16 protein-coding genes are annotated in these 12,894 nt (G+C 67.5%); 15 read left to right on the top strand and 1 reads right to left on the bottom strand.

From position 1 onward, the window contains the following. Nucleotides 1–3: 3 nt before the first annotated feature. The 14 genes from map (at nt 4) to IM776_RS03745 (ending at nt 9,537) form a co-directional block, all read left to right on the top strand. Nucleotides 4–846 (top strand): type I methionyl aminopeptidase, encoded by an 843-nt coding sequence (gene map / locus IM776_RS03680; protein ID WP_194421686.1) that lies wholly within the window; start codon nt 4–6, stop codon nt 844–846. 182 nt (nt 847–1,028) lie between these two features. Beyond that, the gene (locus IM776_RS03685) at nt 1,029–2,018 is read left to right on the top strand and encodes a hypothetical protein (protein ID WP_194421687.1); all 990 of its coding nucleotides are present in this window, start codon (nt 1,029–1,031) and stop codon (nt 2,016–2,018) included. 180 nt (nt 2,019–2,198) lie between these two features. Continuing rightward, complete coding sequence (locus IM776_RS03690; protein WP_194421688.1) at nt 2,199–2,861, top strand: DsbA family protein; 663 nt, start codon at nt 2,199–2,201, stop codon at nt 2,859–2,861. A gap of 195 nt (nt 2,862–3,056) precedes the next feature. After that, nucleotides 3,057–3,278, top strand: coding sequence for a translation initiation factor IF-1 (gene infA, locus IM776_RS03695; RefSeq protein WP_028496510.1), 222 nt, complete (start codon nt 3,057–3,059; stop codon nt 3,276–3,278). A 65-nt stretch (nt 3,279–3,343) separates the two neighbouring features. Next, nucleotides 3,344–3,460 carry a 50S ribosomal protein L36 gene (gene rpmJ / locus IM776_RS03700; RefSeq protein WP_005050492.1) on the top strand — a complete coding sequence of 39 codons (117 nt, stop codon included), beginning with the start codon at nt 3,344–3,346 and terminating at the stop codon, nt 3,458–3,460. A gap of 180 nt (nt 3,461–3,640) precedes the next feature. Beyond that, nucleotides 3,641–4,015 (top strand): 30S ribosomal protein S13, encoded by a 375-nt coding sequence (gene rpsM, locus IM776_RS03705; protein ID WP_194421689.1) that lies wholly within the window; start codon nt 3,641–3,643, stop codon nt 4,013–4,015. Between the two features lie 30 nt (nt 4,016–4,045). Continuing rightward, complete coding sequence (gene rpsK, locus IM776_RS03710; protein WP_033106075.1) at nt 4,046–4,444, top strand: 30S ribosomal protein S11; 399 nt, start codon at nt 4,046–4,048, stop codon at nt 4,442–4,444. Between the two features lie 124 nt (nt 4,445–4,568). Next, nucleotides 4,569–5,558, top strand: a complete 990-nt coding sequence (locus IM776_RS03715) for a DNA-directed RNA polymerase subunit alpha (RefSeq protein WP_194421690.1) — start codon at nt 4,569–4,571, stop codon at nt 5,556–5,558. Nucleotides 5,559–5,592: 34 nt separating this feature from the next. Continuing rightward, a complete protein-coding gene (rplQ, locus tag IM776_RS03720; RefSeq protein ID WP_194421691.1) occupies nt 5,593–6,150 on the top strand; it encodes a 50S ribosomal protein L17 in 558 nt (185 codons plus the stop codon). Nucleotides 6,151–6,244: 94 nt separating this feature from the next. After that, the gene (locus tag IM776_RS03725) at nt 6,245–7,042 is read left to right on the top strand and encodes a sulfite exporter TauE/SafE family protein (protein ID WP_228479904.1); all 798 of its coding nucleotides are present in this window, start codon (nt 6,245–6,247) and stop codon (nt 7,040–7,042) included. Nucleotides 7,043–7,130: 88 nt separating this feature from the next. Next, nucleotides 7,131–7,589 carry an FAS1-like dehydratase domain-containing protein gene (locus tag IM776_RS03730; RefSeq protein ID WP_194421693.1) on the top strand — a complete coding sequence of 153 codons (459 nt, stop codon included), beginning with the start codon at nt 7,131–7,133 and terminating at the stop codon, nt 7,587–7,589. Continuing rightward, nucleotides 7,586–7,987 carry a MaoC/PaaZ C-terminal domain-containing protein gene (locus tag IM776_RS03735; RefSeq protein WP_194421694.1) on the top strand — a complete coding sequence of 134 codons (402 nt, stop codon included), beginning with the start codon at nt 7,586–7,588 and terminating at the stop codon, nt 7,985–7,987. Before IM776_RS03730 ends, IM776_RS03735 begins: the two co-directional genes overlap by 4 nt. Next, nucleotides 7,984–9,120, top strand: coding sequence for a UDP-N-acetylmuramate dehydrogenase (locus IM776_RS03740; RefSeq protein ID WP_194421695.1), 1,137 nt, complete (start codon nt 7,984–7,986; stop codon nt 9,118–9,120). The genes IM776_RS03735 and IM776_RS03740 overlap by 4 nt, the downstream gene beginning before the upstream one ends. An 18-nt stretch (nt 9,121–9,138) precedes the next feature. Continuing rightward, on the top strand, nt 9,139–9,537 hold the full coding sequence (locus tag IM776_RS03745; RefSeq protein ID WP_194421696.1) for a VOC family protein: 399 nt from the start codon (nt 9,139–9,141) through the stop codon (nt 9,535–9,537). Nucleotides 9,538–9,646: 109 nt separating this feature from the next. On the opposite strand, the gene IM776_RS03750 is transcribed toward IM776_RS03745, so the two are convergent. Continuing rightward, a complete protein-coding gene (locus IM776_RS03750) occupies nt 9,647–10,846 on the bottom strand; it encodes a pyridoxal phosphate-dependent aminotransferase (RefSeq protein WP_194421697.1) in 1,200 nt (399 codons plus the stop codon). Nucleotides 10,847–11,026: 180 nt separating this feature from the next. Between IM776_RS03750 and IM776_RS03755 the strand changes: the two genes are divergently transcribed. Continuing rightward, nucleotides 11,027–12,739, top strand: a complete 1,713-nt coding sequence (locus IM776_RS03755; RefSeq protein ID WP_194421698.1) for an acyl-CoA dehydrogenase family protein — start codon at nt 11,027–11,029, stop codon at nt 12,737–12,739. The last annotated feature ends 155 nt before the right edge of the window (nt 12,740–12,894 follow it).

The raw sequence follows: 12,894 nt of genomic DNA on the forward strand, positions 1-12,894 counted from the left end.
CACGTGTTCCGCCGCTCGATCTACAAGACTCCCGCGCAGCTGCGGGCGATGATCGAACCAGGGCTCATCACCGCGGCGTCGCTGGATGCCGCGGGCACGGCGATCCGGGCGGGTGCCACGACCACAGAGGTGGATGCCGCGGCGTCCGCGGTGATCGCGTCGCGCGGGGCCGAGTCGAACTTCAAGCTCGTGCGGGGATACCACCACGCCACCTGCATCTCGGTGAACGAGCAGGTCGTGCACGGCATCCCGGGGTCTCGCGTGCTGGAACCGGGCGACATCGTCTCGGTCGACAGCGGCGCGCAGTTCCAGGGCTGGAACGGCGACAGCGCGCGGACGTTCATCGTGCCGGATCCGTCCCGGCCTGAGCTGATCGCTGCTCGTTCGGAGTTGTCGGCAGCGACCGAGGGTTCGATGTGGGCGGGGATCGCGGCGATGGCATCCGCTCGTCACCTCGGCGACATCGGTGCGGCCATCCAGGAGTACCTCGAGGCGAACCCACCGGCGGCCGGTGGGGACTGGGGCATTCTGCGTGAGTACGTCGGGCACGGCATCGGACGCAAGATGCACGAAGCACCCAGCGTCTTCAACTACCGCACGCCTGACCCCGGCGCCGAGGTGAAACCGGGCCTCGTGCTCGCGATCGAGCCGATGGTCACCGCCGGTTCCGAGCAGACGCTGGTCGAGGAAGACGACTGGACTGTCTCGACCGTCGACGGCAGCGACGGCTCCCACTGGGAGCACAGCGTCGCCCGGCATGCCGATGGCATCTGGGTCTTCACCGCGCCCGACGGCGGCGCTGCCGGTCTCGCCCCCTTCGGCATCACCCCCGTCCGCCCCGCCTAGCGCCCGCCCCACCTGCCCCGCCCGCCCCACGAGACGGGGTTTCCAGCACGAGACTGCGGGTGCAGGCGGCCGTCTCATGCCGCAAACCTCGTTTCGTGTGCTGGGCACTTGTTCTCCACAGATCGAGGGGATACGCGCGTGAGTAGCGTCTGGAACGCGGTCCGCATCGGCACTATGAGCGGATGCCGTTGCTCCTCTCTGATCGCGCACAACTCGTCTCGCCACTGCCGTTGCACACCGTCGCCGAGGCGCGAATGCTCGGAATCCGCCTGCGCACGCCGGCATGGACGCGAGTGCGCAAGGGTGTGTACGTCGATGCGGCGGCCTATGCAGCGCTTTCGGATTGGTCGCGATACGCCGTCCGCGTGCATGCGTACCTGCGGATGCATCCGGACGCCGTGCTCTGCATGGAGTCCGCTGCAGTCATCCATGGCATCCCGGGATTCGACGAATCCAAGGACATCCACCTGTACGGCCCAGATCTCACCAAGACCTGGCGCCACGCGGACGCACTCACCCACACAAGCGGTGATCTGCGCGAGATCGTGCTCATCGACGGCATCCATGTCACGAGCCTGCGCGACACGATCGTGGATCTTGCGCGGGTCGCGCAACCGGCCCATGCACTGGCGATGACGGATGCTGCGATCTCGCTCGTCCAGGGCGGCGCGGTCGCGCTGGACGAACTGCTCGATCGCGGGCTCGCACAGCAGAATCAGCGGGGCAGGGCGCGGATGCGGTGGGTGTGGGAGAACGCCGACGAGCGCGCGGAGTCGCCGGCCGAGAGCGTCAGTCGCGCCGTGATGCTCTGGAGTGGGTTCGAGCGTCCCGAGCTGCAGCGTGTGTTCAGATACGAGGGGCATGAGGACCGAACGGACTTCTACTTCGCATCCTGTGGCGCAGTGGGGGAGTCCGACGGCTGGGGGAAGTACGAACTCGACAGCCCCGAAGAGGCCCGCGAACGGCTGAAGGCCGAGAAGCGTCGCGAGGATCGGCTGCGCAGGAACCGGCATCCGTTCGCGCGATGGGAGCTGCGCGACGCCTGGAGGGTGACGCCCATGTGCGAAGCGCTCTGCGCCGCGGGTGTCCGCGTGGTCGAGCCGCCCCAGCCCGCGATGCTCGCCACTCTCCGCATCAACCCGCGCGCCAAGCCGTGGCGCCGACGCTCCTGACACGAGACGGGGTTTGCTGCACGAGACCGGGGTTCCTGCCACCCGTTTCGTGCTGCAAACTCCGTCTCGCGGAAACGAGAGACGGGGGCTCACAAGCGGGGCATAGGATGGCGCGGGAAGATTGGGGTACCCCCTTGCCCGGACCCGCTCACAGCGCGGGCCCTGAGAGAACGGAAGAGCATGGCCGCTGCTGCCAAGAGCAACACCAACTGGTTCGCCATCGGAATCTCGATCGCCGTCGTCGTGGTCCTCGTGGCCCTCGGCGGTCTGGTCGTCTTCCTCAACAACCAGGCGAGCGCGCCGGGTACGGCTCCGCAGAGCGCGATCGTGAACGAGGAGACGGGCGCCATCAGCTTCGGCGAGGGTGACACCGAGATCGACACGTTCGTCGACTTCATGTGCCCCATCTGCGGTGACTTCGAAGACACCTACGGCACGGCACTGCAGGATGCCGCAGCGGCAGACGAGATCACGCTGAACATCCACCCCGTCTCGATCCTCGACCGCCTCTCCCAGAACACCGAGTTCTCCACTCGTGCCGGCAGCGCGGTCTACTGCGTCGCCGCCGAGGCCCCCGACTCCACGCTCGACTTCTTCAACGCGCTGTTCGAGAACCAGCCGGCCGAGAACTCAGCAGGCCTGAGCGACGACGAGCTCATCGCCCTCGCCGAGCAGGCCGGCGCCGGCGACGCGGCGGGCTGCATCACCGACGGCACCTACAAGCGTTTCGTCGCCTCGCAGACCGACGAACATGAGATCCAGGGCACTCCGACCGTCGAGATCGACGGAGAGCGCATCGAGAACTCCGAGATCGGCGCCCGCTTCGCCGAGATCCTCGGCTGATCCCACACACTGCAGCGGCGGGCCGTTCCTTCGGGAGCGGCCCGCTATCGTACGCACCGAGTTGCCGCAGCGCCCACGAGCAGATAAGATAGACCGTTGGTGCCTTGCGCCCGGTTTCGGCGTGTCCGTCCAGTGCGGCATCACAATCATCCATCCACCGCAGATCGACCGGTCTGCAGAAGCGTCAGCGAGGCTATGGCTAAGAAAGACGGTGTCATCGAGATCGAGGGCGTCATTTCCGAGGCGTTGCCCAACGCGATGTTCCGCGTTGAGCTCACCAACGGACACAAGGTGCTCGCCACGATCTCCGGAAAGATGCGGCAGAACTACATCCGCATCATCCCCGAGGACCGCGTGGTCGTGGAGCTCAGCCCCTACGACCTCACCCGCGGTCGCATCGTCTACCGCTACCGCTGATCGGTCGAGAAGTAACACCCCAGGCGCTCCCGCCTGCCCGGTGAAGACAGCGAACAGGAAACACAATGAAGGTCAACCCCAGCGTCAAGCCCATCTGCGATCACTGCAAGGTGATCCGCCGTCACGGCCGCGTCATGGTGATCTGCAAGAGCAACCCGCGCCACAAGCAGCGCCAGGGTTGATCGACCAGATCGACAGACAACTCAATATCGCCCGGTCAAAGCGTTTCGTCTCGCTTCGCTCGCTCAACGGCCGGAATTGAACAGGCAGGATCAAGAACCCGCGGAAGCGGGGGACACCTCGGGACAGAGGCCCGGGTCCACATTCTGCTCCACACCTCTACTCATCCCAGGAGATACCGCATGGCACGTCTTGCCGGCGTTGACATCCCGCGCGACAAGCGCGTGGTGATCGCCCTTACCTACATCTACGGCGTCGGCCGTACCCGCTCGGTCGAGATCCTCAAGGCCACCGAGATCGACGAGTCGATCCGCGTCAAGGACCTCACCGACGACCAGCTCATCGCACTCCGCGATCACATCGAAGGCACCTACAAGGTGGAGGGTGACCTGCGCCGCGAGGTCGCCGCAGACATCCGCCGCAAGGTCGAGATCGGCTCCTACGAGGGCATCCGCCACCGTCGTGGCCTCCCGGTCCGCGGTCAGCGCACCAAGACCAACGCCCGTACCCGCAAGGGCCCGAAGCGCACCGTCGCCGGCAAGAAGAAGGCCCGCTAAGCAGCGGCCAGGGAATAGGAGAAAACTTTCATGGCTGCACCTAAGGCCGCCGCGCGCAAGCCGCGCCGCAAGGAGAAGAAGAACATCGCGCTGGGCCAGGCCCACATCAAGTCGACGTTCAACAACACGATCGTCTCGATCACCGACCCGTCCGGCGCTGTCATCAGCTGGGCCTCGTCCGGTGGCGTGGGCTTCAAGGGCTCGCGCAAGTCGACCCCGTACGCCGCTGGTATGGCTGCCGAGTCGGCCGCCCGCCAGGCTCAGGAGCACGGCGTCAAGAAGGTCGACGTCTTCGTGAAGGGTCCGGGCTCCGGCCGCGAGACCGCGATCCGCTCGCTCACGGCCGCCGGCCTCGAGGTGGGTTCGATCCAGGACGTCACGCCGCAGGCGCACAACGGCTGCCGCCCGCCGAAGCGCCGCCGCGTCTGATCCGGTGTTGCGAGGGATGCGTCACGCATCCCTCGCTCCGCCCGTTCAGGGCATTGACTTCCACAACTCAAGACCTCACCCACCACATGTCATATAGCGGGCATGTGATCGAAAGGAACACAGAGTGCTCATTGCACAGCGTCCCACACTGACCGAGGAAAAGATCGCCGAGAACCGGAGCCGGTTCATCGTCGAGCCGCTCGAGCCCGGTTTCGGATACACCATCGGCAACGCGCTCCGTCGCAGCCTGCTCTCGTCGATCCCCGGCGCTGCTGTCACCAGCATCCGCATCGACGGTGTCCTGCACGAGTTCAGCACGATCCCGGGCGTGAAGGAGGATGTCACCGAGATCATCCTCAACATCAAGCAGCTGGTCGTGTCGTCCGAGCGCGACGAGCCCATCACGGCGTACCTGCGCAAGACCGGTGCCGGCGAAGTGACCGCGGCTGACATCTCGGCTCCGGCCGGCGTCGAGGTGCACAACTCCGACCTCGTCATCGCGACTCTCAACGACACCGCGAAGTTCGAGCTCGAGCTCACCATCGAGCGTGGCCGTGGCTACGTGTCGGCGACCCAGAACCGCAACGAGTACGCCGAGGCCGGGCAGATCCCCGTCGACTCGATCTACTCGCCGGTCCTCAAGGTCAGCTACCGCGTCGAGGCGACTCGTGCCGGTGAGCGCACCGACTTCGACAAGCTCATCCTGGACGTCGAGACGAAGAACTCGATCCTCCCGCGTGACGCCGTCGCATCGGCCGCGAAGACCCTGACCGAGCTGTTCGGCCTCGCTCGCGAGCTGAACGTCGAGGCCGAGGGCATCGAGATCGGCCCGGCGCCTGTCGAGCCCGTTCTCTCTAGCGAGCTGTCGATGCCGATCGAGGACCTCGACCTGTCGGTCCGCTCCTACAACTGCCTCAAGCGCGAGGGCATCAACACGGTGTCCGAGCTCGTGGCGCTGTCGGAGACGCAGCTCATGAACATCCGCAACTTCGGCCAGAAGTCGGTCGACGAGGTGCGCGACAAGCTCATCTCGCTCGGTCTGTCGCTCAAGGATTCGGTGCCCGGTTTCGACGGCGCCCACTTCTACGGCGCAGGCGAAGACGAGTCCTTCTGACCTTCCCGAATATCTGACCAGGAGTTAGACGAATATGCCTAAGCCCACCAAGGGTCCCCGCCTCGGAGGCGGCCCCGCCCACGAGCGCCTGTTGCTTGCCAACCTCGCATCGGCCCTCTTCACCCACAAGTCGATCAAGACGACCGAGACCAAGGCCAAGCGCCTGCGTCCGCTCGCTGAGCGTCTGATCACCTTCGCCAAGCGCGGCGACCTGCACGCGCGTCGCCGGGTGCTGTCGATCCTCGGCAACAAGGAAGTCGTGCACATCCTGTTCGCTGAGATCGCACCGCTCGTCGCCGAGCGCGAGGGTGGCTACACCCGCATCACGAAGGTCGGCAACCGCAAGGGCGACAACGCCCCGATGGCCGTGATCGAGCTCGTCCTCGAGCCCGTCACCCCGAAGGCCAAGAAGGCTGCCCCGAAGGCTGAGAAGGCTGCTCCGAAGGCTGAGAAGGTCGAAGAGAAGCCGGCCGAGGAGGCTCCCGCCGAGGATGCCGCTGACGCGGGCGCCGAGTCGCAGGAGGAAGGCGCAGCCGCTGAGGCTGCCGCCGAGGACGCCGTCGAGGCGCCTGCCGACGAGAAGTCCGAGTAAGACTGCGCTTCGCAGAAGACCCGTCCATCCCGTGGGGATGGGCGGGTCTTCTCGCATGTCCAGGACGGATGCCGCGGGCGGTAGGCTTGCGCGAGTGAGTGAACTTCAGGACGCGAGGGTCCGTGGCCCGCGCGCTTACCTGACTTTCATCTTCATCGGCCTGATCGCCGGGCTCCTGTCGGGACTCTTCGGCGTCGGCGGCGGAACAGTCATCGTCCCGCTGCTCGTGCTCATGCTGCACTTCGACCAGCGTCTTGCCGCCGGCACCTCGCTGGCCGCCATCGTGCCGACCGCGAGCATCGGCGTGATCTCTTACGCGGTGCACGGCTCGGTCGCCTGGATCCCCGCGATCATCCTCGCCGCCGGCGCCGTCATCGGCGCGCAGATCGGCACACGTCTGCTGCCGCGCATCTCGCAGAGCGCTCTGCGCTGGGGCTTCGTCGGCTTCCTCGTTATCGTCATCATCAGCCTCTTTCTCGTCATCCCGTCGCGAGATGCGGTGTTCGAACTCGGCTGGATCAACGGCGCAGCGCTCGCCCTCGTCGGCGTGGGCACCGGCGTGCTCGCCGGGCTCATCGGCGTCGGCGGAGGCGTCATCGTCGTGCCCGTGCTGATGCTCGCGTTCGGCACCAGCGACCTCGAGGCCAAGGGCACGTCGCTGCTGATGATGATCCCCACGGCGCTGTCCGGCACGATCGGCAACCTCCGCCACCGCAACGTCGACCTGCTCGCCGCGCTCATCATCGGCGTCTCCGCCTGCACGATGACGGCGCTGGGCGCATGGCTCGCCACGCTCATCGACCCGTTCGCCGGCAACATGCTCTTTGCCGCATATCTCGCCTTCATCGCCGTGCAGATGACGATCAAGGCGCTTCGCATGCGCGGGCGCTGAGCCCCGACGCCGGCAACCGGCGCGGGCATCGGCCTTTCCCAGGGCTACGGGCGCCGAGCGTTCAGGGAGCGGTCGGTAGACTCATCTGGTGCCTGTGAATTCCGAATTGGTCGGCCGCGAGTTCCCGCCGACACCGCCGTACCTCGTCGGCCGCGAGAAGGTGCGCGAGTTCGCGCGTGCCGTATTCGCCGACGCTCCGCTGCACACCGATGTCGAGGCCGCTCGCGCTCTCGGACACGCAGACGTCGTCGCACCGCCCACGTTCGCCATGGTCATCCAGGACCTCACACTCCAGCAGCTGCTGTCGGAACCCGACTCCGGGATCGTGCTGGCCCGCACCATCCACGCCGAGCAGAAGTTCACGTACTCGAAGCCGATCGTCGCGGGCGACGAGCTCACAGGGCGGCTGAAGGTCACTGGCATCCGGATGATGGCAGGCAACGCGATGATCACGAGCGAAGCCGAGATCACGGATGCCGAAGGCTCCCACGTCGTCACAGCCACCAGCGTGCTGCTGGTCGGCTCCGAAGAGAAGAGCGCCGCATGAGCTACAACGTCGGAGACGTGATCGCCGAGCGCGCCGTCCACCTCACCCGCGAATCGCTCGTCCGCTACGCCGGCGCTTCGGGGGACTTCAACCCCATTCACTACCGCGACGACGTCGCGGCATCCGTCGGGCTGCCGGGCGTCCTCGCCCACGGGATGCTGACCATGGGCCTCGCCTCTTCGGTCGTCGTCTCCGCGCTCGACGCGGGAGCGACGATCACCGAGTACGGCGTGCGATTCACGCGCCCGGTCGTCGTCGATCCCGAGAGCGGCGCCGACGTCTCGGTGCTCGCGAAGGTGGGCGCCGTCGACGAGACCTCCGCGCGCATCGATCTCACGGTGAAGCACGCCGACACGACGGTCCTCGTCAAGGCGCAGCTGCGCGTCTCGCTCCGATGACGGCGATCACCCCGATCCCGCTCGCGGAACTCACGACCCTGCGCACCGGCGCCGCGCCGGAGCGGATGCTGGATGCCACGACCGCGGACGAGCTCGTCGAGACCCTCCGCGAGGTGTGGTCGCGCAACGACGAGTGGTTCGTGCTCGGCGGCGGCTCGAACCTGTTCGTCGGCGACGAGCCGTTCGACGGCACCGTGATCCGCATCCTCACCACGGGCATCGACCGACTGCCGTCCCCGCACGCCGGTCGCACACGCCTCCGGGTGCAGGCCGGGCACAACTGGGACGAACTCGTCGCGTACACCGTCGAGCAGGGGCTCGCGGGCATCGAGGCGATGAGCGGCATCCCCGGCACGGTCGGCGCGGCACCCGTCCAGAACGTCGGCGCGTACGGGCAGGAGATCCAGGAGACCCTCGTCGAGGTCGAACTGATCGACGAGTCCACCGGCGAGGTCCAGACGGTCCCGGCATCCGAACTGGGGCTCGGGTTCCGCACCTCGGTCCTCAAACACCACTACGGCGGCGCGCCGATCCGGCGAGCCGTCATCCTCACCGTGACGCTCGATCTCGCCGAGGCCGGCGAAGCCGGCCGCGCGATCGGCGGCGACCAGCTGCGCCGTGCCCTCGGGATCACGGGCGACGGGATGGTGCCGCTGAGCCACGTGCGCGAACAGATCCTCACCACCCGCGCAGCGAAGGGGATGCTGCTCGATCCCGAGGATCCCGACACGAACAGCGCCGGCTCGTTCTTCCAGAACCTGATCGTGCCCGAGACCGTCGCCGCGCAGCTGCCGCCGGAGTGCCCGCGGTGGCCCGTGCAGCCCGACCTCGATGCGGCCACGGTGATCCCGCTCGAGTCGTTCGACGGTTACATCGCGCCCACCCCGAGTGTGAGGCCCGAGGTCAAGGTCAGCGCCGCCTGGCTCATCGAGAACGCCGGGATCTCCAAGGGGTTCCGGCTGCCCCGCTCGCGCGCCGGGATCTCGACGAAGCACGCGCTCGCCCTCACCAATCGCGGCAGAGCGACAGCGGGAGAGCTGGCGGAGCTCGCCCGTTACATCCAGGCGCGCGTGCACTCCGAGTTCGGCCTGCTGCTGCAGCCAGAGCCCGTGCTCGTCGGCGTCGAGCTGTAGTCCGGCTACACTCGCGGGATGAGCGGACTCGTCCCGTACCTGTTCTTCCCCGGCAATGCCGCAGAGGCGCTCGCCTTCTACCGCGATGTGTTCGGAGGTGAGCTGCAGCTGCTCACCTACGAGCAGTTCGGCCGCACTGACGGGCCCGGTGATGCGATCGCGCACGGCCAGCTGAGCGGGGCCGTCGATCTGTTCGCCTCGGATGCCGCGGGCGACCAGGATGCCGTGCACATCGTCGGCGCGACGTTCTCACTGCTCGGCACCGCCGAGTCCGGAACCCTGCAGCAGTGGTTCGCCGCGCTGGCGGAGGGCGGCGCCATCACCGACCCGCTCCAGAAGCGCCAATGGGGCGATTTCGACGGCCAGGTCACCGATCGTTACGGCATCCGCTGGCTGATCGGCTACCAGGAGGCCTGACCGCTGGTGAGAATTGCCTTGCGGCGCGAGAATGCGCGTGGCACGGCAATTCTCAAGCGGCAGAGCAATTCTCACGGCCCAGGGTGCGGGCGGCGCGAAGGGACCGCCGCTACGCGAACAGGCGCTGCAGGCGCTGCACGCCCTCGAGCAGCTGGTCGTCGCCGAGGGCGTACGACAGGCGCAGGTACCCCGAAGGTCCGAAGGCCTCACCGGGGACGACCGCGACCTCGGCCTCGTCGAGGATGAGGTCGGCGAGCTCGAGCGATGTGGTCGGGGTCTTACCCGCCCACGTTCGGCCGAGCAGGCCCTGCACGTCCGGGTAGACGTAGAAGGCGCCCAGCGGGTTCGGAACCCGGACACCGTCGATCTTCGACAGCTCCGACACGATGAGCCGGCGCCGGCGGTCGAACGCCTCGCGGAACTGCTCGGCTTCGGTCTGGGGCCCGGACAGTGCCGCGACCGCCGCGCGCTGCGCGACGTTGTTCACGTTGCTCGTCAGGTGCGACTGCAGGTTGCCGGCGACCTTGATTGCGTCGGCCGGTCCGACCATCCAGCCCACTCGCCAGCCGGTCATGGCGTAGGTCTTGGCGACGCCGTTGACGAGGATCGTCTGGCCCGCGGCATCCGGCACCGCCTCGACGATCGAGGTCGCCTTCACTCCCTCGTAGGTGAGGTTCTGGTAGATCTCGTCGGAGATGACCCAGATGCCGTGCTCGACGGCCCACTCGCCGATCGCCTTGGTCTCTTCGGCGGTGTACACCGAGCCGGTCGGGTTCGAGGGTGAGACGAACACGAGCACCGTGGTGCGCTCGGTTCGGGCAGCCTCGAGCTGCTCGACGGTGACCTTGTAGTTCTGGTCGGCGCCGGCGAACACCTCGACCGGCGTGCCGTCGGCGAGTCGGATCGCCTCGGGGTAGGTGGTCCAGTACGGAGCCGGCAGCAGCACCTCGTCGCCGGGGTTCACCACGGCCTGGAACGCCTGGTAGACCGACTGCTTGCCGCCGTTGGTGACGATCACCTGCGTGGGCGCGACCTCCAGCCCGGAGTCCCGAAGCGTCTTCGCGGCGATCGCCTCGCGCAGTGCGGGCAGACCGGGAGCGGGGGTGTAGCGGTAGTTCGCCGGATCGGCGAGGGCCTCGGCGGCGGCATCCACGATGAACTGCGGCGTCGCGAAATCCGGCTCGCCGGCGGCGTACGAGATGACGGGCTTGCCCTCGGCCTTCAGCGCCTTGGCCTTGGCATCGACCTTGAGGGTCGCCGACTCGGCGATGGCGGACAGTTTGCGGGAGAGTGGTGCGCGTTCGGTCACACCTCAGATGGTACTCGGGTGTCTCGGGCGGTTGGCGGAATCACGCACCGTACGACGCGGGCAGGGCGCAGTGGTCGACGAAGTGACGCATCGATGCTCGAGATCAGTCAGTTCTTGGTGTGAGACTCAGTGCCAGGTATGCTGAATCGCAGTCTCGAATTGTCTACTCAGGAGTGAACGATGAGCGCTTACATCCCGCCCGTCTCCGACTACGCGTTCCTCTACCGGGAGGTCTTCGGCCGCGACATCGTCGCCGCGGCATCCGGCGGCGCGATCACTGCTGACGACGCCGTCGAGATCATCGCCGGCGCCGGCGAGTTCGCTGCCGAAGTGCTCGCACCGCTCGACCGCCCGGGCGACCAGATCGGTGCGCGCCTCGAGAACGGCGAGGTGCATCTGCCGGCGGGCTTCGCCGAGGCCTATCAGGCGCTCGTCGAGGCCGGCTGGGTCAGCGCGACGGCGCCCGAGTCGGCCGGGGGCGACGGACTGCCTGAGTCGGTGGGAGCCGGGCTCGGTGAGATCTGGAACGCCTCGAACATGGCCTTCTCGCTGTGCTGGATGCTGGGCGCAGGAGCCATCCACGCGCTCGATGCGGCGGCATCTGACGAACTGCGCGAGACCTACCTGACGAAACTGGTCAGCGGCGAGTGGACGGGCACGATGAACCTCACCGAGCCCGAGGCCGGCACGGATCTCGGCGCGATCCGGACGACGGCGACGCCGCGTGAAGACGGCACGTATTCGATCAGCGGCCAGAAGATCTTCATCACCTGGGGCGACCACGACGCAGCACCGAACATCGTGCACCTCGTGCTCGCCCGCACGCCGGGAGCCCCTGAGGGCGCCAAGGGGCTCTCGCTGTTCGTCGCGCCACGCGTGCTCGTCGGGCCCGACGGTTCGCTGGGTGAGCGCAATCGCATTGAGACCGTAGCGATCGAGCACAAGCTCGGCATCCACGCCAGTCCCACCTGCGTGCTGTCGTACGAGGGCGCCACCGGGTACCTCGTCGGCGAGCTGCACGGAGGCCTCGCCGGCATGTTCGTGATGATGAACTCGGCCCGCGTGGGTATGGGCCATCAGGCGACGGGTGTCTCCGACCGCGCGTACCAGGGTGCTGCCGCCTACGCCGCGGGGCGTCTGCAGGGGCCGGTGCAGGGGCGCGCTGCCGGCGCGCCGATCGCCGAGCACCCTGACGTGCGCCGCATCCTGCGCTCCATGTCGAGCCAGGTCTTCGCGATGCGGGCGCTCGCGGTCTACGTGGGTGACCTGTTCGACCGGGCGGAGAGCGACGAGGACGTGCTCCGGATGGCAGAGCTCTTCGTGCCGATCCTCAAGGGATGGGCGAGCGAGGAGGCGCTGCACGTCACCAGCGACGGCATCCAGGTCTATGGCGGTATGGGCTTCGTCGAGGAGACCGGTGCCGCCCAGCACTACCGCGACGCGCGCATCATCCCGATCTATGAGGGGACGACTGCGATCCAGTCGAACGATCTCATCGGTCGCAAGGTGCTGCGTGATCAGGGTGCGACCGTCGCCGAGTTGTTCGCGCAGATCGACGAGACTGTGCGGGCGCTGACGGCGGACGGGGGAGACCTCTCAGCTCGTCTCGCCGACCGCCTCGGCCGGGGGCTGGACGCCGCACGCCGCGCCACCGACGCCGTGCTCGCGTTCGGGCCGGGTCGCGATGCCTCTGCCGTGAGCGTGCCGTACCTGATGCTGCTCGGCACCCTCGCCGGCGGATGGATGCACGCCCTCGCCGTCGTGGCGATCACCGCGCACTCCTCGCCGGACGAAGCGGATGCCGCCCGTCTCACTGATGCGGACTTCTACGCCGCCCACCACCTCGTACGTGTGCACGCGCTCGCCGAGACGGTCGCCGCCGGCGAGATCTGATTTCGTCTCGCTCCGCTCGCTCAATCCGTTTCGTCTCCGTCGCTTCGCTCCCTCGCTCAACGCCCCGCAGGGATACCCACGGGGCGTTGAGCGAGCGGAGCGAGACGAAACGGGTTGAGTGAGCCGTAGGCGAGTCGAAGCCAACCTTTGGCGAT

Origin of the sequence: Microbacterium abyssi (genome assembly GCF_015277895.1) — a bacterium.
Classification (GTDB): Bacteria; Actinomycetota; Actinomycetes; order Actinomycetales; family Microbacteriaceae; genus Microbacterium; species Microbacterium abyssi.

Excerpts from the sequence above, each read along its gene's own strand:
- IM776_RS03685 (WP_194421687.1), top strand. The coding sequence starts at position 1,029 with ATGCCGTTGCTCCTCTCTGATCGCGCACAACTCGTCTCGCCACTGCCG.
- IM776_RS03690 (WP_194421688.1), top strand. The coding sequence starts at position 2,199 with ATGGCCGCTGCTGCCAAGAGCAACACCAACTGGTTCGCCATCGGAATC.
- infA (WP_028496510.1), top strand. The coding sequence starts at position 3,057 with ATGGCTAAGAAAGACGGTGTCATCGAGATCGAGGGCGTCATTTCCGAG.
- rpmJ (WP_005050492.1), top strand. The coding sequence starts at position 3,344 with ATGAAGGTCAACCCCAGCGTCAAGCCCATCTGCGATCACTGCAAGGTG.
- rpsM (WP_194421689.1), top strand. The coding sequence starts at position 3,641 with ATGGCACGTCTTGCCGGCGTTGACATCCCGCGCGACAAGCGCGTGGTG.
- rpsK (WP_033106075.1), top strand. The coding sequence starts at position 4,046 with ATGGCTGCACCTAAGGCCGCCGCGCGCAAGCCGCGCCGCAAGGAGAAG.
- rplQ (WP_194421691.1), top strand. The coding sequence starts at position 5,593 with ATGCCTAAGCCCACCAAGGGTCCCCGCCTCGGAGGCGGCCCCGCCCAC.
- IM776_RS03735 (WP_194421694.1), top strand. The coding sequence starts at position 7,586 with ATGAGCTACAACGTCGGAGACGTGATCGCCGAGCGCGCCGTCCACCTC.
- IM776_RS03740 (WP_194421695.1), top strand. The coding sequence starts at position 7,984 with ATGACGGCGATCACCCCGATCCCGCTCGCGGAACTCACGACCCTGCGC.
- IM776_RS03745 (WP_194421696.1), top strand. The coding sequence starts at position 9,139 with ATGAGCGGACTCGTCCCGTACCTGTTCTTCCCCGGCAATGCCGCAGAG.
- IM776_RS03755 (WP_194421698.1), top strand. The coding sequence starts at position 11,027 with ATGAGCGCTTACATCCCGCCCGTCTCCGACTACGCGTTCCTCTACCGG.